The following is a 22,155-nucleotide window of genomic DNA, read 5'->3' on the forward strand; positions in this document are numbered from 1 at the left end:
AGCGAGTTGCCATTTGGACAATGGTGATTTCCCTGGAGGAAATCACCATGGATTAGCGGGAATTACTTACCAATACAGAAGCTCGAGAAGATCCGTCCCAGCAGATCGTCCGACGTAAACTCCCCGGTGATCTCGCTCAGATTCTGCTGCGCCAGACGCAGCTCTTCCGCCAGCAGTTCACCCGCCCACGCGCCGATCAGCTGCGCTTTACCCTGAACGAGATGGTTCGCCGCCTCTTCCAGCGCCTGCAGGTGACGGCGACGCGCGAGGAAGCCGCCTTCCATGCTGGTGTCAAAGCCCATGCTCTGCTTGAGATGGTTACGCAGGTCGTCCACGCCTTCACCGGTCCGCGCCGACAGGCGAATAAGTGAGTGACCATTCACATCGCTGATACCGAGCGTTTCGCCGGTCACGTCCGCTTTGTTACGCACCACGGTGATCGGCATTTTAGCCGGCAGACGGGCGATAAAGTCCGGCCAGATCTCCGCCGGGTCAACGGCGTCGGTCGTGGTGCCGTCCACCATAAACAGCACGCGGTCGGCCTGCTCGATCTCCTGCCAGGCGCGTTCGATACCGATGCGCTCAACCTCGTCGCTGGCATCGCGCAGACCGGCGGTATCGATGATGTGCAGCGGCATGCCGTCGATGTGGATGTGCTCGCGCAGCACGTCGCGAGTGGTACCGGCAATGTCGGTCACGATTGCCGCTTCACGGCCCGCCAGGGCGTTCAGCAGGCTCGATTTCCCGGCGTTAGGGCGTCCGGCAATCACCACCTTCATCCCTTCGCGCAGCAGGCTGCCCTGGCGCGCTTCGGCGCGAACGGCGTCGAGATCGGCCATCACCTGGTTGAGCTGGGTTTCAATTTTACCGTCAGAGAGAAAATCGATCTCCTCATCCGGGAAGTCGATAGCCGCTTCCACGTAGATGCGCAGGTGAGTAAGTGCTTCCACAAGGTGATTCACACGCGCGGAGAATGCCCCCTGCAGCGAGTTCAGGGCGGAGCGGGCCGCCTGCTCGGAGCTGGCGTCGATCAGGTCAGCAATCGCCTCCGCCTGCGCCAGGTCGAGCTTGTCGTTGAGGAAGGCACGTTCGGAGAACTCGCCCGGCTTCGCAATGCGCAGGCCCGGCAGGGTCAGGATCCGTTTTAACAGCAGGTCGAGGATAACCGGGCCGCCGTGGCCCTGTAGCTCCAGCACGTCTTCACCGGTAAAGGAGTTCGGGCCGGGGAACCACAGCGCAATGCCCTGGTCCAGCGGCGTGCCGTCGGCATCTTTAAACGGCAGGTAATCAGCGTAGCGCGGCTTTGGCAGCTTACCCAGTACCGCTTCGGCCACCTCGCGCGCCTTCAGGCCGGAGATACGCAGAATGCCTACACCACCGCGTCCCGGTGGGGTTGCCTGGGCGACGATAGTGTCGTTATGGCTCATGGTTGCTCTCGTTCAATACAAATAAAAAAGGCGGTCAATTGACCGCCCTTATTTTAGCGTTAACTTATCGGATCAGGACTTTTTCTTTTCGCGGCTATGCAGGCCACGTTTTTCCAGACCACGGTAAATCAGCTGCTGCTGGATAATGGTCACCAGGTTGCTGACGATATAGTACAGCACCAGACCTGACGGGAACCACAGGAAGAACACGGTGAAGATGACCGGCATAAAGGTCATGATCTTCTGCTGCATCGGGTCGGTCACGGTGGTCGGCGACATCTTCTGGATGAAGAACATCGTCACGCCCATCAGGATCGGCAGGATGTAGTACGGGTCCTGTGCGGACAGGTCATGGATCCACAGTGCGAACGGCGCGTGGCGCAGCTCAACGGAACCCATCAGCATGTAGTACAGCGCAAGGAAGATTGGCATCTGAATCAGCAGCGGGAAGCAACCACCCAGTGGGTTCACTTTCTCTGCTTTATACAGGGCCATCATCTCCTGGCTCTGACGCTGTTTGTCATCGCCCAGACGCTCACGCATTGCCTGAATCTTCGGTTGCAGCATGCGCATCTTCGCCATGGAGGTGTACTGCGCTTTGGTCAGCGGGTACATGATGCCACGAACGATGAAGGTGATAACGATGATGGAGAAGCCCCAGTTACCCAGGAAGCTGTGGATGAACTTCAGCAGCTTAAACAGCGGCTGAGAGATGAACCACAACCAGCCGTAATCCACGGTCAGATCCAGGTGTGGCGCAACAGCGGCCATTTTGTCCTGAATTTCCGGGCCGACCCACAGGGTGCTGGCCAGCTTACCGGTTTGACCCGGCTGTACCAGAACCGGCTGAGATTTGTAGCCGATGGCGGCAAGACCGTTACCCAGGTTCGCGGTGTAGAAGTTGTTGGTACCGTCGTTATTTGGCACCCACGCCGTCGCGAAATACTGCTGCAGCATCGCCACCCAACCGCCTTTAGCGCTGACGTTCAGGTTTTCGTTATCGGCAATGGTGTCGAATTTGTATTTCTCGTACTTCGCATCAGGCGTGGAGTACGCCGCGCCACGGAAGGTATGCAGCGCAAAGTTGCTGCTTCCGGTGTCACGGTGTGACGGCAGATTGATGGACTGCTTCAGCTGGCCAAAGGTCGACAGCTCCAGCGGTTTCGCACTGGCGTTCTGTACGCTGTAGCCCACGTTCACCGCATATTCACCGCGCTTCAGGGTGAAGGTTTTGGTGAAGGTGTTGCCTGCGGCGTCGGTATACGTCATCGGGATCACGAGTTCGTTCTGACCATCAGCCAGCACAAAGGTGTCGTTCTCGACGTTATACAGTGGACGCGCACCGTTAGCCGGGTTATCCGGGCCATCACGACCGGTCAGGCCGCTCTGCGCCTGGTAGATAAACTCAGGCGTGGTTTCCAGTAACTGGAACGGTTCGTTAGACTTCAGCTCTTTCGGGTAGGTTAACAGCAGCGCCTGCTCAACATCACCACCACGGGTGTTGATAGTCAGCTCAAGCACATCGGTCTTAACCGTAATCTGTTTCCCCTGGCCACTGGCCGGTACGCCCTGGTCGGCGGCGCTACCCGCTGCGGTGGTCGTTGTCTGCGTGACCTGCTGTTGTGGTTGAGGATTTTTATCCTGCTCCCACGCCTGCCAGATCATGAAAGACACGAACAACAAAGCGATGATAAGAAGATTGCGTTGCGAATCCATCGTTAGTGTTCTCTGGTATCAAAGGGTCCTGGGGGGACGGGGTCGTCTCCACCTGGGTGTAAAGGGTGGCATTTTAATACGCGTTTCACCGTCAACCAACTGCCTTTTATCACTCCAAACCTGCGCAATGCCTCAATTCCGTAGCTTGAGCATGTTGGTGTGAAACGGCAGCGCGGCCCGAGTAGCGGACTAATCAGGCGTTGATAGACCCGAATGAGGGCTATCAGGACCCGTGAGCCAGGCGACAGTGGCGGCGCCATAATTTTTCCAACGCTTCCGAGAGAGCACGGTTATCGAGGTCGGCAACCCCTTTCTTCGCCACCACCACGAAATCCATTGAAGGCAGTTCGTGCTGACGTAAACGGAAGCTTTCACGCGTCAGACGTTTAATCCGATTGCGTTCATGCGCACGCTTAACATTTTTCTTGGCGACTGTGAGACCGATGCGGGGATGCCCCAGCGAATTTTGGCGGCCGAGGATGGTGATTTGCGGCGTGCCAGCCCGTTGTGGCTGCTGGAAGACGAAAGTGAAATGAGCGGGAGTTAACAAACGTAACTCCCTGGGAAATGCTAGCTTAACCACTCAGGGGTTAGCTTTATTACTTGGAAACGGTCAGACGAGCGCGGCCTTTAGCACGACGACGTGCCAGAACCTGACGACCATTTTTAGTAGCCATACGAGCACGGAAGCCGTGAGAACGGTTGCGCTTCAGTACAGACGGTTGAAAAGTGCGTTTCATGGCGATTTCTACCTAAACTTGAATAAATTCACTGACTTTTGCGTATACCCGAACGAGTTTCGAACGACTAACGCCTCAGCGTGGGTGATTAAAGAGGCCGGATTGTAATAATTGTACACTCCGGAGTCAATTCTCTTTCCTTATTTCCCGCGTATTTCCGCACGTTTTCGCGTGGAAAATGAGCAACGGACGACGCAGGAAGATGAGCATCACGCGCCGGGTCGAGGATTATACGGGCTCACCGACAAAGCGCAAGGATCGTCCCGGATCTTCGTTAGATCATTTAAGCAATAAATTGTCTGTGCTCATTAATTTTTCCAATATGCGGGCTAAATCGTGGGGCACTCGCGCCAGGATCGTTTACACTTAACCGGTTTCTGATCTTCCTGTGGATAAATCGGGAAGAATCTGTGAGAAACAGAAGATCTCTGGCTCAGTTTAGGCTATGATCCGCGGTCCCGATCGGGATCCCAGGATCCTGGTCAGGATAAATTGCAGATAGCAATTCGCACGTCCCCCTTTACACAGGGTCATGCCGATGTGCGCCAACAATCATGAATATTCAATAGTTTTCTTTTATTGTTCGAGTGGAGTCCGCCGTGTCACTTTCGCTTTGGCAGCAGTGTCTTGCCCGATTGCAGGATGAGTTACCAGCCACAGAATTCAGTATGTGGATCCGCCCGTTGCAGGCGGAACTGAGCGATAACACGCTGGCTTTGTATGCGCCAAACCGTTTTGTGCTCGATTGGGTAAGGGACAAATACCTTAATAACATCAATGGACTGCTGAACGATTTCTGCGGGTCTGATGCCCCACAGCTGCGCTTTGAAGTGGGTACAAAGCCGGTCACCCAAACCGTTCGTGAAACCGTGAACGTCGCAGCGCCTGCTCAGGCCGCTCCTGTTCCGGCCCCTCGCGTCGCACCCGCTCGTCAGGGCTGGGATAATGTTCCCGCACCGGCTGAGCCAACCTACCGCTCTAACGTAAACGTGAAACACACGTTCGATAACTTCGTTGAAGGTAAGTCGAACCAGCTGGCGCGCGCGGCGGCTCGCCAGGTTGCTGATAACCCCGGTGGGGCCTACAACCCGCTGTTCCTTTATGGCGGCACGGGTCTGGGTAAAACGCACCTTCTTCATGCGGTGGGCAACGGCATTATGGCGCGCAAGCCCAATGCCAAAGTGGTGTATATGCACTCCGAACGCTTCGTTCAGGACATGGTAAAAGCCCTGCAAAACAATGCGATCGAAGAGTTTAAACGCTACTATCGTTCCGTTGATGCGCTGCTGATCGATGACATTCAGTTCTTTGCCAACAAAGAACGATCGCAGGAAGAATTTTTCCACACCTTCAACGCCCTGCTGGAAGGTAATCAGCAGATCATTTTGACCTCGGATCGTTATCCAAAAGAGATCAACGGCGTTGAAGATCGTCTGAAATCCCGCTTCGGCTGGGGCCTGACCGTGGCGATCGAGCCACCGGAGCTGGAAACCCGCGTCGCGATCCTGATGAAGAAAGCCGATGAAAACGACATTCGCCTGCCGGGTGAAGTGGCGTTCTTCATTGCCAAGCGTCTGCGCTCCAATGTGCGTGAGCTGGAGGGGGCACTGAACCGCGTTATCGCCAATGCCAACTTCACCGGTCGTGCGATCACCATCGATTTTGTGCGTGAAGCGCTGCGCGATTTGCTGGCATTGCAGGAAAAACTGGTCACTATCGACAATATTCAAAAGACGGTGGCTGAGTACTACAAGATCAAAGTGGCAGATTTACTGTCTAAACGTCGTTCCCGCTCGGTGGCGCGTCCGCGTCAGATGGCGATGGCGCTGGCAAAGGAGTTAACCAACCACAGTCTGCCGGAAATCGGGGATGCGTTTGGTGGCCGTGACCATACGACCGTGCTGCACGCTTGTCGCAAGATTGAGCAGTTACGCGAAGAAAGCCACGACATAAAAGAAGATTTTTCCAATCTAATCAGAACATTATCATCGTGACGCTATGAAATTTACCGTTGAACGTGAACATTTATTAAAACCGCTGCAACAGGTGAGTGGCCCATTAGGCGGCCGCCCAACGCTGCCTATTCTCGGAAACCTGCTGCTTCAGGTCGCGGACGGTACGCTGTCGCTGACCGGTACAGATCTGGAAATGGAAATGATCGCGCGCGTTACGCTGACGCAGCCGCACGACGCGGGCGCGACCACGGTTCCGGCACGTAAATTCTTTGATATCTGCCGCGGGCTGCCGGAAGGCGCGGAAATCGCCGTGCAGCTGGAAGGCGACCGTATGCTGGTGCGCTCTGGCCGCAGCCGTTTCTCGCTCTCCACGCTCCCTGCTGCGGACTTCCCGAACCTGGACGACTGGCAGAGCGAAGTGGAATTTACCCTGCCGCAGGCGACGATGAAGCGTCTGATTGAAGCCACGCAGTTCTCCATGGCGCATCAGGACGTTCGTTACTACTTAAACGGCATGCTGTTCGAAACCGAAGGTGAAGAGCTGCGTACCGTGGCGACCGACGGCCACCGTCTGGCGGTCTGTTCCATGCCGATTGGCGACTCACTGCCAAACCATTCGGTGATCGTGCCGCGTAAAGGGGTGATTGAGCTGATGCGTATGCTCGACGGTGGCGACACGCCGCTGCGCGTGCAGATCGGCAGCAATAACATCCGCGCTCACGTGGGCGACTTTGTCTTCACATCGAAGCTGGTTGACGGCCGTTTCCCGGATTATCGCCGCGTATTGCCGAAGAACCCGGACAAAACGCTGGAAGCCGGTTGTGATAGCCTCAAGCAGGCGTTTGCGCGTGCGGCCATTCTCTCTAACGAGAAATTCCGCGGCGTGCGCCTGTACGTGAGTGAAAACCAGATCAAAATCACCGCCAATAACCCGGAGCAGGAAGAGGCAGAAGAGATTCTGGACGTCACCTACGCCGGCGCTGAGATGGAAATCGGCTTCAACGTTAGCTACGTGCTGGATGTGCTGAATGCGCTGAAATGCGAGAACGTGCGCATCCTGCTGACCGACTCCGTTTCGAGCGTACAGATTGAAGATGCCGCATCACAGTCGGCTGCCTATGTTGTCATGCCAATGAGACTGTAATGTCGCTCACCCGTCTGTTGATCCGCGACTTTCGCAACATCGAGAGCGCGGATCTCGCTTTATCCCCTGGCTTTAACTTCCTGGTTGGCGCGAATGGCAGCGGCAAAACCAGCGTGCTGGAAGCCATCTATACGCTCGGCCACGGCCGGGCGTTTCGCAGTTTGCAGATTGGTCGCGTCATTCGCCACGAGCAGGAATCCTTTGTTCTGCACGGGCGTTTACAGGGCGAGGAGCGGGAAACCGCCATCGGCCTGACCAAAGACAAGCAGGGCGACAGCAAGGTGCGCATCGATGGTACCGACGGTCACAAGGTGGCCGAGCTGGCGCTGCTGATGCCGATGCAGCTGATAACGCCCGAGGGGTTTACTTTACTCAACGGCGGCCCCAAATACAGAAGAGCGTTCCTCGACTGGGGATGCTTTCACAACGAAGCCGGATTCTTTAACGCCTGGAGCAACCTGAAGCGTCTGCTCAAGCAGCGTAACGCCGCGCTGCGCCAGGTGACGCGCTACGCCCAGCTGCGTCCGTGGGACATGGAGTTAATTCCTCTCGCGGAACAGATCAGCCGCTGGCGTGCCGAATACAGCGCAGGTATCGCCGAAGACATGGCCGACACCTGCAAACAGTTTTTACCTGAATTCTCTCTCTCCTTCTCCTTCCAGCGCGGCTGGGAGAAAGAGACGGACTATGCCGACGTGTTAGAGAGAAGCTTCGAGCGCGACCGCATGTTGACCTACACCGCGCACGGCCCGCACAAGGCGGATTTCCGCATTCGTGCTGACGGTGCGCCGGTGGAAGACACGCTGTCGCGCGGGCAGCTCAAGCTCCTGATGTGTGCGCTACGCCTGGCACAGGGGGAGTTTCTTACCCGCGAGAGCGGGCGACGCTGCCTGTACCTGATAGATGATTTTGCCTCGGAACTTGACGACGCGCGGCGCGGGCTGCTTGCCAGCCGCTTAAAAGCCACGCAGTCGCAGGTTTTCGTCAGCGCGATAAGCGCTGAACACGTTATAGACATGTCGGACGAAAATTCGAAGATGTTTACCGTGGAAAAGGGTAAAATAACGGATTAACCCAAGTTGAAATGAGCGAGAAACGTTGATGTCGAATTCTTATGACTCCTCCAGTATCAAAGTCCTGAAAGGGCTGGATGCGGTGCGTAAGCGCCCGGGTATGTATATCGGCGACACGGATGACGGCACCGGTCTGCACCACATGGTATTCGAGGTGGTAGATAACGCTATCGACGAAGCGCTCGCGGGTCACTGTAAAGACATCGTGGTCACCATCCATGCGGATAACTCCGTCTCCGTCACCGATGACGGTCGTGGCATCCCAACCGGTATTCACCCGGAAGAGGGCGTCTCTGCGGCGGAAGTGATCATGACCGTCCTGCACGCAGGCGGTAAGTTCGACGATAACTCCTATAAAGTTTCCGGCGGCCTGCACGGCGTGGGTGTTTCGGTAGTAAACGCCCTGTCGCAGAAGCTGGAGCTGGTTATCCAGCGCGAAGGCAAAATCCACCGTCAGCTTTATACGCACGGCGTGCCGCAGGCACCGCTGGCCGTTACGGGCGACACCGACAAAACCGGTACCATGGTGCGTTTCTGGCCGAGCCTCGAAACCTTCACCAACGTCACCGAGTTTGAGTACGACATTCTGGCGAAACGCCTGCGTGAACTGTCGTTCCTGAACTCCGGCGTCTCGATTCGCCTGCGCGACAAGCGTGACAACAAAGAAGACCACTTCCACTACGAAGGCGGTATCAAGGCGTTCGTTGAGTATCTGAACAAGAACAAAACGCCTATTCACCCGAATATCTTCTACTTCTCCACCGAAAAAGACGGTATCGGCGTGGAAGTGGCGCTGCAGTGGAACGACGGTTTCCAGGAAAACATCTACTGCTTCACCAACAACATTCCACAGCGTGACGGTGGTACTCACCTTGCAGGCTTCCGTGCGGCGATGACCCGTACCCTGAACGCCTACATGGACAAAGAAGGCTACAGCAAGAAAGCGAAAGTCAGCGCCACCGGTGACGATGCCCGTGAAGGCCTGATTGCCGTTGTCTCCGTGAAGGTGCCGGATCCGAAGTTCTCCTCACAGACCAAAGACAAGCTGGTCTCTTCTGAGGTGAAATCAGCGGTTGAGCAGCAGATGAATGAACTGCTGAGCGAATACCTGCTGGAAAACCCGTCCGACGCGAAAATCGTGGTGGGCAAAATTATCGATGCGGCGCGTGCCCGTGAAGCAGCGCGTAAAGCCCGTGAAATGACCCGTCGTAAAGGCGCGCTGGACTTAGCCGGCCTGCCGGGCAAGCTGGCTGACTGCCAGGAACGCGACCCGGCGCTGTCCGAACTGTACCTTGTGGAAGGGGACTCCGCGGGCGGTTCTGCGAAGCAGGGCCGTAACCGTAAGAACCAGGCTATCCTGCCGCTGAAGGGTAAAATCCTCAACGTTGAGAAGGCGCGCTTCGACAAGATGCTCTCTTCTCAGGAAGTGGCGACGCTCATCACCGCGCTGGGCTGCGGCATCGGCCGTGACGAGTACAACCCGGACAAACTGCGCTACCACAGCATCATCATCATGACCGATGCGGACGTCGACGGCTCGCACATTCGTACGCTGCTGTTGACCTTCTTCTATCGTCAGATGCCTGAAATCGTTGAACGTGGCCACGTCTACATTGCCCAGCCGCCGCTGTACAAAGTGAAGAAAGGCAAGCAGGAACAGTACATCAAAGATGACGAAGCGATGGATCAGTACCAAATCGCGATCGCACTTGATGGCGCAACCCTGCACGCGAACTCGCACGCTCCTGCACTGGCCGGAGAGCCGCTGGAGCGTCTGGTGTCCGAGTTCAACGCCACGCAGAAAATGATTACGCGTATGGAACGCCGTTATCCGAAAACGCTGCTGAAGGAGCTGGTTTATCAGCCAACCCTGACCGAAGCCGATCTGAGCAACGAGCAGACCGTCACCCGCTGGGTGAACGCCCTGGTGACCGATCTGAACGAGAAAGAGCAGCACGGCAGCCAGTGGAAATGCGATGTTCAGCAGAACGCCGATCATCAGTTCGAGCCGATCGTTCGCGTGCGTACCCACGGCGTCGATACCGACTACCCGCTGGAGCACGAATTTGTGACCGGTCCGGAATACCGTCGCATCTGCACGCTCGGCGAGAAGCTGCGCGGCCTGATCGAAGACGATGCGTTCATCGAACGTGGCGAACGTCGTCAGCCGGTAGCCAGCTTCGAGCAGGCGCTGGACTGGCTGGTGAAAGAGTCCCGTCGCGGCCTCGCGATCCAGCGCTATAAAGGTCTGGGCGAAATGAACCCGGAGCAGCTGTGGGAAACCACCATGGATCCGGAAAGCCGTCGCATGCTGCGCGTTACCGTTAAGGACGCGATTGCTGCAGACCAGCTGTTCACCACCCTGATGGGCGATGCGGTTGAACCACGTCGTGCCTTCATCGAAGAGAACGCCCTGAAAGCGGCAAATATCGATATTTAATCGACGTTATACCGCACGATAACTGGCCGCGCTTTTAGCGCGGCTTTTTTATGGGCGCAGGCATATCCAGCGACATCACGGACGGTAAACGGCTCGCCAGCGTGTCTATGGCCATTCTTACCCTCAGCGGCAGATGCGGCGTCTGCTGCCAGACCGCATGGACGTCAAAATGGACATCCGGCGCCTGCTTCAGGAGCGGGACGAGTTTTCCCTGATGGATTTCTTTAATGGCCATCCAGCAGGGGAGCCAGGCAATGCCGTGCCCGGTCAACGCCGCGTCGCATATGGCCTGCAAATCATCCATATTGAGTGATGAACGAGGAGTAAAGCTGTGCGAGGTCCCTTCATTATCCATCAGCTGCCAGGAGAGGACTCTGCCTGCGCGCAGATAGTTAATCGCCGTATGATGGGGTAAATCAGCCACGCTTTGCGGCTGGCCTTTCTTCTGCAGATAATCCGGCGCGGCACATAGCACCATGCGGTGTTCCCCCAGCTTTCTGGCGACCAGCACGCTGCTGTCCTGCAGCGTGCCGTTACGCACCGCCATATCAAACCCTTCCTCCACCAGATCCACCACACGGTCGCTGAACGACATTTCAAGCTCAAGCCCAGGGTGTTCCTGCGCCAGTTCAATCAACAGCGGCGCGACGCACTGGCGGCCAAACAGTACCGGCATGGCAACGCGCAGGCGGCCGCTGACCTGCTGTTTCCCTGTTTCAAGCAGCGACTCTGCGCCCCGAATCTCCTCCAGCGCGCGCAGACAGCGCTCGTAGAACAGGGCGCCGTTATCGGTCAGCCGCTGGCTGCGTGTGGTGCGCTGAAAGAGCCGTACTCCGAGGCGTTCCTCAAGGCGAGCAATGCTTTTTCCCACCGCCGAGCGCGACAGGTGCAGGCGAACTGCGGCCTGTGCAAAGCTTCCTGCCTCCACGGCAGCGACAAAAACAGGAATATCTTTCAGCGTATCGGTCATGGATTGTATCCATTCAGGCATCAATAAAGAGAAAACTTATCGCCACTGGTGACGAAGAGTCAACGCTAGACTGTCGGTACTGAAGCTTATTTGATCGCAGGAGAGAGAAATGACAGAGACAATGCAACGCTGGACGATGAACGCCCTCGGGCGCGAGAGCCTCACACTCACTCAGGAGCCCATTCCACAGCCAGGCCCGGGTGAAGTACGCGTACGGGTGAATGCCGTTGCGCTCAACTATCGCGATAAAATGGTGATTGAAGGCACGATGCCGATTCCGCTCTCCTTCCCGTTTACCCCGGCGTCTGACATGGCGGGCGTCGTAGACAGCGTTGGTGAAGGCGTCACGCGTTTCCAGCCCGGCGCTCGCGTTATCTCAACCTTCTTCCCGGAGTGGATCGACGGTAAACCGCAGGCGGACGCGCGCAATTTGCCCTATAGAACGTCCGGTGGATACTTCCAGGGAATGCTGGCCGAGTATGTGATTGTGAAGGAAGACGCGCTGGCGGCATCGCCGGAAACCCTGGATGACGCAGAGGCCAGCACCTTGCCTTGTGCAGGGCTTACCGCCTGGTTCGCGCTGGTGGAACGCGGCCAGCTGCGCGCCGGACAGTCGGTGCTGGTACAGGGGACGGGCGGCGTGGCGATTTTCGCCCTGCAAATTGCCAAAGCGCACGGCGCAGAGGTATTTGTCACCTCGGGGAGCGATGAAAAGCTGGCGTTGGCCAAAAAACTGGGGGCCAGCCAGGGCATCAACCGCCTGAAAGGCGACTGGGCTGAAAATACGCTGGCACTGACGCAGGATCGCGGCATCGACCATATTATTGAAACCGTGGGCGGGGAGAACCTGAAGCACTCCCTGCGCGCCGTTGCCGTTCATGGACGTATCTCGGTCATTGGCGTGCTGGCCGGCACTGACATTTCGCTCTCAGCTGGCGAACTGTTGCTGAAATCTCCCGTCATTCAGGGGATCGGTGTAGGACACCGCAGGGCGCTGGAAGATTTCGTCCGCGCTGTTGATGTCACCGGACTGAAACCCGTGATTGAGCATCGCTACCGTTTTAACGAGCTTGAACAGGCACTTGAGCATCTGGATCGCGGTGCGTTTGGTAAAATCGTTCTCACTCGCGAGTAGGTCTTTATTCCCCGGGAGAAGCGTAAAAGGGGGCTTTTGTTGCGCAATATAGCTCTATTTTTGTGTGCTTAATCGCGTTAGCATGAGGCAGCACTCATTTATCCCGGGGAACTCATGGCTATCAAACTTATTGCAATCGATATGGACGGCACGCTGTTGCTGCCAGACCACACTATCTCTCCAGCCGTTAAGAACGCGATCGCCGCGGCACGCGCCAAGGGTGTGAATGTGGTCCTCACTACGGGGCGTCCGTATGCGGGCGTGCACAGTTACCTGAAAGAGCTGCACATGAATCAGCCTGGCGACTACTGCATCACCTATAACGGCGCGCTGGTACAGAAAGCCGCGGATGGCAGTACGGTTGCGCAAACCGCGCTGAGCTACGATGACTACCGGTTCCTGGAAAAATTGTCCCGTGAAGTGGGCTCCCACTTCCACGCCCTCGATCGCAATACGCTTTATACCGCCAACCGTGATATCAGCTACTACACGGTACATGAATCCTACGTGGCGACCATTCCGCTGGTGTTCTGTGAAGCCGAGAAAATGGATCCGGCAACCCAGTTCCTGAAAGTGATGATGATCGACGAGCCGGAGATCCTGGATAAAGCGATTGCGCGCATTCCGGCCGAGGTGAAAGAGAAATACACCGTGCTGAAAAGTGCGCCGTACTTCCTTGAAATCCTCGATAAACGCGTCAATAAAGGCACCGGCGTGAAATCGCTGGCCGACGCGCTGGGCATCAAGCCGGACGAAATCATGGCGCTGGGCGACCAGGAAAACGACATCGCGATGATTGAATTCGCGGGCATGGGCGTGGCGATGGATAACGCCATTCCGTCGGTGAAAGAAGTGGCTAATTTTGTCACCAAATCTAACCTCGAAGACGGCGTGGCTTACGCCATTGAGAAGTTTGTGCTGAACTAAACACCCGCTTGCTATACCCTGATGCGATAACAGCGCATCAGGGTATCCTCATGAAACAAATCACCTTCGCTTCCCGCAACCACCAGCTGACCAACATCAATACCTGGACGCCGGACAGCCAGTGGCTGGTCTATGACGTGCGCCCGTCAGGTGCATCGTTCACCGGAGAAACCATCGAGCGGGTCAACGTCGGCACGGGCGAGGTAGACGTGGTGTACCGCGCCACTGACGGCGCGCACGTTGGCGTGGTGACCGTTCATCCTGCGCAAGAGAAATACGTCTTTATCCACGGTCCGAAAAACCCGGATGCAGACTGGCACTACGATTTTCATCATCGTCAGGGGGTGATTGCGCATCACGGTCAGGTGAGCAACCTGGACGCGATGGATATCACTTCGCCGTACACCCCTGGCGCGCTGCGCGGCGGCAGCCACGTCCATGTCTTCAGCCCGAACGGCCAGCTCGTCAGCTTTACCTATAACGACCACGTGCTGCACGTGCGCGATGCGAAGCTTGATTTACGCAACGTCGGCGTGGCGGCGCCTTATGGCCCGGTGAATCCGCCGGGAAACCATCCTCGTGAATACCCGGGGACTTACTGGAGCGTGCTGGTCAGCCGCACGACGCCCAACCCGCAGCCGGGCAGCGACGAGATTAACCGCGCCTATGAAGAGGGCTGGGTGGGCAACACCAGGCTGGCGTTTATCGGCGATACCCTTTCTGCGCAGGGCGAAAAAGTCCCGGAACTGTTTATCGTCGACCTGCCGGAAGAGGAGCAGAGCTGGAAACGCGCGGGCGATGCGCCGCTGCATGGCACCGAAGAGACCCTGCCAGCTCCGCCTGCTGGGGTGAAGCAGCGTCGTCTGACCTTTACGCATCAGAGGGCCTATCCGGGCCTGGTGAACGTGCCACGTCACTGGGTTCGCAGCAACCCGCAGGGAACGCAGATCGCGTTTCTGATGCGCGACGATAACGGCATTGTGCAGCTGTGGCTGATCTCGCCTGAGGGCGGCGAGCCGCGCCAGCTGACGCAGACCGCGAGCGGTATTCAGTCTGCGTTTAACTGGCATCCGGCGGGTGACCGACTGGGGTTTGTGCTCGAAAACCGGATCGCCTGCTGTGACGTGCAGACTGGAGAGGTGACGTTTTTGACGTCCGATCACGGCAATCCGCCGTCTGCCGATGCCGTCGTGTTTTCCCCGGACGGGCGCTTTATCGCGTGGATGGAAGAGACAGGGGGTTTCCGTCAACTTTGGTTAACGGAAACCGCGCATAACTAGCGTGGAGGCATGTCAGCGGGCGGGATAACGGCGTTTGTCGCCAGATTCTCCTGCTCGCTTTTTTCTACCCGTGAGCGCACGGAGTTGTCCTTACGAAACATATCCCACGGTAGCAAAAGCGTATCCGCCACAGCCGTAAACGGCATATCCAGGATAACCAGGGATTTGGTGCCCCAGTTTGTATCGTCATCGGAGATCATCGCCGCGCTGGCGCGCGTCCCCGGATATGTTCCTTCTTTACCGCCGGTGTGAGACATCACGCTCGAACACCCGCAAAGTAAAACAACCCCACTGAACGTCGTCAGCTTTATCAGAACATTTTTCATCATCACTCAGTCATCGTTAATGGCACTGCATAGACCTGCAACTCAGGGTTATAACGAGCCTTAACCAAAATGGATAGCCCGATAACCCCGCACTGTGGCAGCCATCGCAATTTAACCCTTTGTGCTGTTGTCCCAGTCTAAGCGAGATGCAGGAAAGTGCAAAAAAAAGTGCAGTCGTCACGCTTGAAAAGCCCGGTTGCAGACCCATTTTAAGAATACGACCCGATAACGAACTCGCCTGATGGGGGTTCGGGGGCGCAAAGGCCTGTCCATGGTGGAAGGCTTAATTTTCTCGCTGATTTCAGGAGTTTTATTTATGCGTAACTTCGATCTTTCTCCGCTATACCGTTCTGCAATTGGTTTTGACCGCCTGTTTAACCATCTAGAAAATAACCAAAGCCAGAGCAACGGCTACCCTCCATACAATGTTGAGCTGGTTGATGAAAACCACTACCGCATCGCCATTGCCGTCGCCGGTTTTGCAGAAAACGAACTGGAGATCACCGCACAGGACAACCTGCTGGTGGTGAAAGGTTCCCATACGGCCGAGCAGAAAGAACGTACCTACCTTTACCAGGGCATCGCTGAGCGCAACTTTGAACGCAAGTTCCAGTTAGCCGAGAACATTCACGTGAAAGGCGCGAACCTGGTCAACGGCCTGCTGTTTATCGAACTGGAACGTGTGATTCCGGAAGAGAAAAAACCGCGTCGTATCGAAATTAACTAATTATGCGGGTCGCGCGAGCGGCCCACCCAGACTTGCTTGCCGTAACGGGAGCATATGCGAATCCATCCGGATTTGCAGGAACAACTGCGCACAAAATTAAACTGTGCCGAACTCGCTTCTCAGAAGGAGATTTAGTATGCGTAACTATGATTTATCCCCCTTACTTCGTCAGTGGATTGGTTTTGACAAACTGGCTAATGCCCTGCAAAACACCGCTGAGCAACAGACGTTTCCGCCGTACAACATCGAAAAAAGCGACGATAACCACTATCGCATCACCCTGGCGCTGGCCGGCTTCCGTCAGGAGGATCTGGATATCCAGCTCGAAGGCACGCGTCTGACCGTGAAAGGTACGCCGGAGAAACAAGAGACCGAGACCAAATGGCTGCATCAGGGGCTGGTTAATCAGCCGTTTAGCCTGAGCTTTACCCTGGCAGACCATATGGACGTCTCCGGCGCAACGTTTACCAACGGGCTGCTACATATTGACCTGACTCGTAACGTGCCGGAAGCCATCGCGCCACAGCGTATCGCCATTAGCGACCGGCCGGCATTAAACAGTTAACAAGTCCGCCGAACCTGTAGGTCGGGTAAGGCGCAGCCGCCACCCGACACCGCTCACAGACCGCACAAGGCCCTGCCCCGGCAGGGCTTTTTTGTGCGCCATCGCCCATACAACCGCCCACGGCTCTGAGAGAATCCTTAGCATAACTAAGGTTATGCCAAGGAAGTGGATCATGAGTGATATCGCGTTAACCGTCAGCGTGTTGGCCCTGGTCGCTGTTGTTGGCCTGTGGATAGGGAATATCAAAATCCGCGGCGTCGGGTTTGGGATAGGCGGGGTGCTGTTTGGCGGCATTTTTGTCGGCCACTTTGCCGACCAGCTCGGGCTGGTGCTGAGCGCCGAAATGCTCCACTTTACTCAGGAATTCGGCCTGATCCTGTTCGTCTATACCATCGGGATTCAGGTGGGGCCGGGTTTTTTCGCCTCTCTTCGTGTCTCCGGCTTACGGCTCAACCTGTTTGCCCTCGGCATTGTGGTGATGGGCGGGCTGGTCACCGCCATTCTGCATAAAATATTTGCTATCCCGCTGCCCGTAGTGCTGGGCATTTTCTCCGGGGCGGTCACCAACACGCCCGCGCTCGGTGCGGGCCAGCAAATCCTGCGCGATTTGGGCATCGAACCCGGCATCGTCGACCAGATGGGGATGAGCTACGCCATGGCCTATCCGTTTGGCATTTGCGGCATTCTGCTCTCCATGTGGCTGGTCCGCGTCCTGTTTCGCATTAACGTCGATAAAGAGGCAAAGGACCACGAAACCACGCTTACCAACGGCCATATGCCGATCAAAACCATCAACATTCGGGTTGATAACCCCAACCTGAACAATATGGCGATTCAGGACGTGCCGATCCTGAACAGCGCCAATATTATCTGCTCCCGCCTTAAGCGCGACGATATGCTGATGGTGCCCGCGCCCGGCACCATCATTCAGCAAGGCGATCTGTTGCACCTGGTTGGCCAGCCCGGCGATTTGAACAATGCCCGTCTGGTGATTGGTCAGGAAGTGGATACCTCGCTCTCCACGCGCGGCACCGATATGCGGGTGGAGCGCGTTGTGGTGACTAACGAGCACGTACTGGGTAAAAAAATACGCGATCTGCAGGTAAAAGAGCGCTATGACGTGGTGATCTCCCGCCTCAACCGTGCGGGTGTCGAGCTTGTCGCCAGCCCCGAGGCCAGCCTGCAGTTCGGGGATATCCTCAACCTGGTGGGTCGCCCCTCGTCCATCGACGCCGTGGCGGATATGGTGGGTAACGCCCAGCAGAAACTGCAGCAGGTGCAGATGCTGCCGGTGTTCATCGGTATTGGGCTTGGCGTACTCCTTGGCTCCATCCCGCTTTACGTGCCGGGCTTCCCGGTGGCGCTCAAGCTGGGCCTGGCGGGCGGGCCGCTGATTATGGCGCTGATCCTCGGGCGTATCGGCTGCATCGGTAAGCTCTACTGGTTTATGCCGCCGAGCGCCAACCTGGCGCTGCGCGAGCTGGGCATCGTGCTGTTCCTGGCGGTGGTCGGGCTGAAGTCTGGCGGGGATTTCGTCGATACGCTGGTCAAAGGCGAAGGGATGAGCTGGGTCGGCTACGGCATCTTTATCACGGCGATTCCGTTGCTGACGGTAGGCATACTGGCGCGGATGTTCGCCAAAATGAACTACCTGACGCTGTGCGGCATGCTGGCGGGCTCCATGACCGATCCGCCCGCGCTGGCCTTTGCCAACAACCTGCACACCACCAGCGGCGCGGCAGCGCTCTCCTATGCCACCGTCTACCCGCTGGTGATGTTCCTGCGCATCATTACGCCGCAGCTACTGGCGGTGCTGTTCTGGGGGATGGGCTAGCAGGTCGTCCGGGTGGATGCGCCGCAGATGGTAGTCTACCTGGTAATCACTGGTATTTCGGAACATCACGGAATAATTGAGGAACTCGCCGCTGTCGCTGTAGGAAAGGGAGGTGATACGCAGCAGCGGCGTCTGTTCCGGCAGGTTCATATAACCCGCCAGCTGCTTATCGGCCAGCACCGGCGTCAGGCTCTCGTAGTTGCCGCTGATGGTGATCCCGCACTCCTTCTCGATGTAATCAAACTTTGACCCTTCAAGATGCGCCAGCGACAGATTGCGAAACAGCTTCACCGGCATAAAACTGTCCTCCAGCATCAGCGGCTTTCCGTCCACGTAGCGCACCCGTCGGGAAAAGTAGATCCGCTCATCCACCTGAATTCGCAGCTGGCTGGCGATGGCGGGCGGGGCGGGCATCACTTCGAACTGCAGCACCTTGCTCTGCACCTCTTTTCCCTGCTGACGCAACACTTCCACCAGCCCGGTCAGGTTGGTGGTTTCGTGGTGAACGTCTTTGCGTGACACAAACGTGCCGCTGCCGTGCCGCCGTTCAACCAGCCCCCAGCTCACCAGCAGATCCAGCGCCTTGCGGATGGTCATTCGCGCCACGCCGAACTCCTGCGCCAGCGCTTTCTCGCCCGGCAGCGGACTGCCGATATTGTAGTCCGACGAATTCAGCCGCAGCCGCAATCTGTCAGCAATGGATTTGTAGATCACCAGTAGACCTCTCTGCCCTTATCAGGGCGTGGATGGCGTCCTGACATGTCCATATTTACCGCAAAAAGTAGACCTGATTGGTCAAAATAAAACCATGAATGCGATCACGAATCGCAGCGGCACGCCATGTTCGCGCATCAGTAAGTTCTTATGCTCACCTCAGGCCAGCAAAAAACCATAAAGGCCTCTACCCCTACAGGTTGTTTCATGAGGATTTAAAAATGCTCAGTCAAATACAACGTTTTGGCGGTGCCATGTTTACCCCTGTGTTGCTGTTTCCGTTCGCCGGGATCGTGGTGGGAATCGCCATCATGCTTCGCAACCCGCTGTTTGTCGGCGAAGCCTTAACGGCCCCCGATCATCTTTTCGCGCAGATTGTTCACATCATTGAAGAGGGCGGCTGGGCGGTGTTCCGCAATATGCCGTTGATTTTTGCCGTCGGCCTGCCGATTGGCCTGGCGAAGCAGGCCCAGGGCCGCGCTTGTCTGGCGGTGCTGATTAGCTTCCTGACCTGGAACTACTTCATCAACGCGATGGGGATGACCTGGGGCCACTTCTTTGGCGTCGACTTCTCCGCCGAACCGACGGCCGGAAGCGGGCTGGCGATGATTGCCGGCATCAAAACGCTCGATACCAGCATCATCGGCGCTATCGTGATTTCAGGCATCGTTACCGCCATCCACAACCGCTATTTTGACAAGCCGCTGCCGGTGTTTCTGGGGATTTTCCAGGGCAGCTCGTTTGTCGTTATCCTCGCGTTCTTCGTCATGATCCCCTGCGCCTGGCTGACGCTGCTGGGCTGGCCGAAAGTGCAGATGGGCATTGAGTCTCTGCAGGCGTTCCTGCGCTCTGCCGGGGCGCTGGGCGTGTGGGTCTATACCTTCCTTGAACGCATTCTGATCCCAACCGGATTGCACCACTTCGTCTACGGTCCGTTCATCTTCGGCCCGGCGGCGGTTGAGGGTGGGATTCAGGTCTACTGGGCGCAGCATCTGCAGGAATTCAGCCAGAGCACCCTGCCGCTGAAAACCCTCTTCCCGGAAGGCGGCTTCGCCCTGCACGGTAACTCAAAAGTGTTCGGTTCGGTCGGGATTGCGCTGGCGATCTGGTACACCGCGTCGCCGGAAAACCGCGTCAAGGTCGCGGGGCTGCTGGTCCCGGCCACGCTTACCGCGGTGCTGGTGGGCATTACCGAACCGCTCGAATTCACCTTCCTGTTTATCTCGCCGCTGCTGTTTGCCGTTCACGCCGTGCTGGCGGCCACCATGGCAACGGTGATGTACACCTTTGGCGTGGTCGGGAACATGGGCGGCGGCCTGCTGGACCAGTTCCTGCCGCAAAACTGGATCCCGATGTTCCACAACCACGCCTCGACGGTGTTCACCCAGATCGGCATTGGCGTCTGCTTCACCGGAGTTTACTTCGTAGTCTTCAAAACGCTGATTGCGCGTCTGAACCTGAAAACCCCGGGCCGGGAAGAGAGCGAAATCAAACTCTACAGCAAGGCCGACTATAAGGCGGCGCGCGGGCAAACCACCGCCCCGGCCGCGGCCAGCCAGCAGGTCGGGCAGGCCGCCGGATTCCTGCAGGCGCTCGGCGGCGCGGCCAACATCGAAAGTATCAACAACTGCGCCACCCGCCTGCGCATCGCCCTGGTCGATATGGCGAGAACGCAAAGCGATGACGTCTTCAAAGCCCTCGGCGCCCACGGCGTGGTGCGACGCGGCAACGGCATTCAGGTGATTGTCGGCCTGCACGTTCCTCAGGTGCGCGACCAGCTGGAATCGCTGATGAAAACCCCCTTAACGAATGAACAAACCACCCTGACAGAGGCTATATCATGAAAAAATTCTCAGTTGTCATTGCAGGCGGCGGCAGCACCTTTACGCCTGGTATCGTCCTGATGCTGTTAGCCAACCGTGACCGTTTCCCGCTGCGCGCCCTGAAGTTCTATGACAACGACGGCGCGCGTCAGGAGACCATCGCCGAAGCGTGCAAAATCATCCTTAAGGAGCAGGCCCCGGAGATTGAATTCAGCTACACCACCGATCCGAAAGCGGCCTTTAGCGATGTCGATTTCGTGATGGCGCATATCCGCGTGGGCAAATACCCGATGCGCGAAAAAGATGAAAAAATCCCGCTGCGCCACGGCGTGCTGGGCCAGGAAACCTGCGGCCCGGGCGGGATTGCCTACGGCATGCGCTCTATCGGCGGCGTGCTGGAGCTGGTGGATTACATGGAGCAGTACTCTCCGAACGCGTGGATGCTGAACTACTCCAACCCGGCGGCGATTGTCGCGGAAGCCACGCGCCGCCTGCGTCCGAACGCCAAAATCCTCAACATCTGCGATATGCCGATCGGCATCGAAGGGCGCATGGCACAGATTGTCGGCCTGAAAGACCGCAAAGAGATGCGCGTGCGCTACTACGGCCTGAACCATTTCGGCTGGTGGACGTCAATTGAAGACCTGAACGGCAACGATCTGATGCCGAAGCTGCGCGAATACGTGGCGAAAAACGGTTATGTCCCGCCTTCTGACAACGCCCATACCGAGGCGAGCTGGAACGATACGTTCGCTAAAGCCAAAGACGTGCAGGCGCTGGATCCGGACACCATGCCGAACACCTACCTGAAGTATTATCTGTTCCCGGACTACGTGGTCGCGCATTCCAACCCGGAACGCACTCGCGCCAATGAGGTCATGGATCACCGTGAGAAGCACGTGTTCAGTTCCTGCCGGGCGATTATCGAGGCGGGCAAATCCTCCGCCGGTGAGCTGGAAATCGACGAACATGCGTCGTACATCGTCGATCTGGCGACCGCCATTGCCTTTAACACCCAGGAGCGGATGCTGCTGATTGTGCCAAACAACGGGGCCATCCATAACTTTGATGCCGACGCGATGGTTGAGATCCCGTGCCTGGTAGGCCATAACGGACCGGAGCCGCTTACGGTGGGCGACATTCCACACTTCCAGAAAGGGCTGATGAGCCAGCAGGTGGCGGTGGAAAAACTGGTGGTGGATGCCTGGGAGCAGCGCTCGTACCAGAAACTCTGGCAGGCGATTACCCTGTCGAAAACCGTGCCGAGCGCGTCCGTCGCGAAAGCGATTCTGGATGACCTGATCGAGGCCAATAAGGGGTTCTGGCCGGAGCTGCACTAATCTTCCCGACCGGCATCGC

Annotated in this window: 20 protein-coding genes and 1 other annotated feature; of the genes, 12 read left to right on the plus strand and 8 right to left on the minus strand. The window is 57.1% G+C overall.

What is annotated here, in order from left to right; all coding sequences use genetic code 11:
- Positions 1–62 precede the first annotated feature (62 nt).
- The 5 genes from mnmE to rpmH form a co-directional block, all read right to left on the minus strand.
- Entirely contained in the window at positions 63–1,427 is a 1,365-nt protein-coding gene (mnmE, locus tag BMW97_RS18930; protein WP_045909360.1) for a tRNA uridine-5-carboxymethylaminomethyl(34) synthesis GTPase MnmE, read from the minus strand.
- 72 nt (positions 1,428–1,499) lie between these two features.
- Complete coding sequence (gene yidC / locus BMW97_RS18935; protein ID WP_023617679.1) at positions 1,500–3,143, minus strand: membrane protein insertase YidC; 1,644 nt, start codon at positions 3,141–3,143, stop codon at positions 1,500–1,502.
- A gap of 2 nt (positions 3,144–3,145) precedes the next feature.
- Positions 3,146–3,403, minus strand: a complete 258-nt coding sequence (yidD, locus tag BMW97_RS18940) for a membrane protein insertion efficiency factor YidD (protein ID WP_090393077.1) — start codon at positions 3,401–3,403, stop codon at positions 3,146–3,148.
- A complete protein-coding gene (gene rnpA / locus BMW97_RS18945) occupies positions 3,367–3,726 on the minus strand; it encodes a ribonuclease P protein component (protein WP_024907873.1) in 360 nt (119 codons plus the stop codon). Before rnpA ends, yidD begins: the two co-directional genes overlap by 37 nt.
- A 16-nt stretch (positions 3,727–3,742) precedes the next feature.
- Positions 3,743–3,883 carry a 50S ribosomal protein L34 gene (rpmH, locus tag BMW97_RS18950; RefSeq protein ID WP_000831330.1) on the minus strand — a complete coding sequence of 47 codons (141 nt, stop codon included), beginning with the start codon at positions 3,881–3,883 and terminating at the stop codon, positions 3,743–3,745.
- Between the two features lie 599 nt (positions 3,884–4,482).
- On the opposite strand from rpmH, the gene dnaA reads away from it, so the two are divergent.
- From dnaA to gyrB, 4 genes are read left to right on the plus strand one after another with little or no spacing between them, the layout of a single operon-like run.
- Positions 4,483–5,877, plus strand: coding sequence for a chromosomal replication initiator protein DnaA (gene dnaA / locus BMW97_RS18960; protein WP_039267117.1), 1,395 nt, complete (start codon positions 4,483–4,485; stop codon positions 5,875–5,877).
- A gap of 4 nt (positions 5,878–5,881) precedes the next feature.
- Positions 5,882–6,982 (plus strand): DNA polymerase III subunit beta, encoded by a 1,101-nt coding sequence (gene dnaN, locus BMW97_RS18965; RefSeq protein WP_008500170.1) that lies wholly within the window; start codon positions 5,882–5,884, stop codon positions 6,980–6,982.
- A complete protein-coding gene (gene recF / locus BMW97_RS18970) occupies positions 6,982–8,055 on the plus strand; it encodes a DNA replication/repair protein RecF (protein WP_045909361.1) in 1,074 nt (357 codons plus the stop codon). Before dnaN ends, recF begins: the two co-directional genes overlap by 1 nt.
- Before the next feature lie 28 nt (positions 8,056–8,083).
- Positions 8,084–10,495: a DNA topoisomerase (ATP-hydrolyzing) subunit B gene (gyrB, locus tag BMW97_RS18975; RefSeq protein ID WP_045909362.1), complete on the plus strand. Its 2,412-nt coding sequence runs from the start codon at positions 8,084–8,086 to the stop codon at positions 10,493–10,495.
- A gap of 34 nt (positions 10,496–10,529) precedes the next feature.
- Here gyrB and BMW97_RS18980 read toward each other — a convergent pair whose 3' ends face one another.
- Positions 10,530–11,465 carry a LysR family transcriptional regulator gene (locus BMW97_RS18980; RefSeq protein WP_045909363.1) on the minus strand — a complete coding sequence of 312 codons (936 nt, stop codon included), beginning with the start codon at positions 11,463–11,465 and terminating at the stop codon, positions 10,530–10,532.
- A 109-nt stretch (positions 11,466–11,574) separates the two neighbouring features.
- Between BMW97_RS18980 and BMW97_RS18985 the strand changes: the two genes are divergently transcribed.
- From BMW97_RS18985 to BMW97_RS18995, 3 genes are all read left to right on the plus strand, one after another.
- Entirely contained in the window at positions 11,575–12,600 is a 1,026-nt protein-coding gene (locus BMW97_RS18985; protein WP_045909364.1) for a zinc-dependent alcohol dehydrogenase family protein, read from the plus strand.
- A 114-nt stretch (positions 12,601–12,714) separates the two neighbouring features.
- The gene (gene yidA / locus BMW97_RS18990; protein ID WP_008500165.1) at positions 12,715–13,527 is read left to right on the plus strand and encodes a sugar-phosphatase; all 813 of its coding nucleotides are present in this window, start codon (positions 12,715–12,717) and stop codon (positions 13,525–13,527) included.
- 50 nt (positions 13,528–13,577) lie between these two features.
- Positions 13,578–14,807 (plus strand): YidR family protein, encoded by a 1,230-nt coding sequence (locus BMW97_RS18995; protein ID WP_045909365.1) that lies wholly within the window; start codon positions 13,578–13,580, stop codon positions 14,805–14,807.
- Here BMW97_RS18995 and BMW97_RS19000 read toward each other — a convergent pair.
- A complete protein-coding gene (locus tag BMW97_RS19000; RefSeq protein WP_032662055.1) occupies positions 14,804–15,136 on the minus strand; it encodes a YceK/YidQ family lipoprotein in 333 nt (110 codons plus the stop codon). The two genes, BMW97_RS18995 and BMW97_RS19000, sit on opposite strands and share 4 nt — an antisense overlap.
- Before the next feature lie 248 nt (positions 15,137–15,384).
- Positions 15,385–15,456, plus strand: a sequence feature (ROSE (Repression Of Heat Shock gene Expression) occurs in the 5'-region of heat shock genes and acts as an RNA thermometer to modulate expression.).
- On the opposite strand from BMW97_RS19000, the gene ibpA reads away from it, so the two are divergent.
- From ibpA to BMW97_RS19015, 3 genes are all read left to right on the plus strand, one after another.
- The gene (ibpA, locus tag BMW97_RS19005; protein WP_008500162.1) at positions 15,450–15,860 is read left to right on the plus strand and encodes a small heat shock chaperone IbpA; all 411 of its coding nucleotides are present in this window, start codon (positions 15,450–15,452) and stop codon (positions 15,858–15,860) included. Its footprint overlaps the feature before it by 7 nt.
- Before the next feature lie 136 nt (positions 15,861–15,996).
- The gene (gene ibpB / locus BMW97_RS19010; protein ID WP_008500161.1) at positions 15,997–16,425 is read left to right on the plus strand and encodes a small heat shock chaperone IbpB; all 429 of its coding nucleotides are present in this window, start codon (positions 15,997–15,999) and stop codon (positions 16,423–16,425) included.
- A gap of 172 nt (positions 16,426–16,597) precedes the next feature.
- Positions 16,598–18,259, plus strand: coding sequence for a putative transporter (locus tag BMW97_RS19015; protein WP_023618234.1), 1,662 nt, complete (start codon positions 16,598–16,600; stop codon positions 18,257–18,259).
- Here the strand turns inward: BMW97_RS19015 and BMW97_RS19020 are convergent.
- Positions 18,227–18,973, minus strand: a complete 747-nt coding sequence (locus BMW97_RS19020) for a GntR family transcriptional regulator (protein WP_023618235.1) — start codon at positions 18,971–18,973, stop codon at positions 18,227–18,229. The genes BMW97_RS19015 and BMW97_RS19020 overlap by 33 nt on opposite strands.
- 221 nt (positions 18,974–19,194) lie before the next feature.
- Here BMW97_RS19020 and BMW97_RS19025 point away from each other — a divergent pair, with 221 nt between their 5' ends.
- Entirely contained in the window at positions 19,195–20,817 is a 1,623-nt protein-coding gene (locus tag BMW97_RS19025; protein WP_045909366.1) for an alpha-glucoside-specific PTS transporter subunit IIBC, read from the plus strand.
- The gene (locus tag BMW97_RS19030) at positions 20,814–22,136 is read left to right on the plus strand and encodes a 6-phospho-alpha-glucosidase (RefSeq protein ID WP_045909367.1); all 1,323 of its coding nucleotides are present in this window, start codon (positions 20,814–20,816) and stop codon (positions 22,134–22,136) included. The genes BMW97_RS19025 and BMW97_RS19030 overlap by 4 nt, the downstream gene beginning before the upstream one ends.
- The last annotated feature ends 19 nt before the right edge of the window (positions 22,137–22,155 follow it).

It is taken from the genome of Enterobacter sp. NFIX58 (assembly GCF_900110475.1).
GTDB classification, from domain to species: Bacteria; Pseudomonadota; Gammaproteobacteria; order Enterobacterales; family Enterobacteriaceae; genus Enterobacter; species Enterobacter quasiroggenkampii.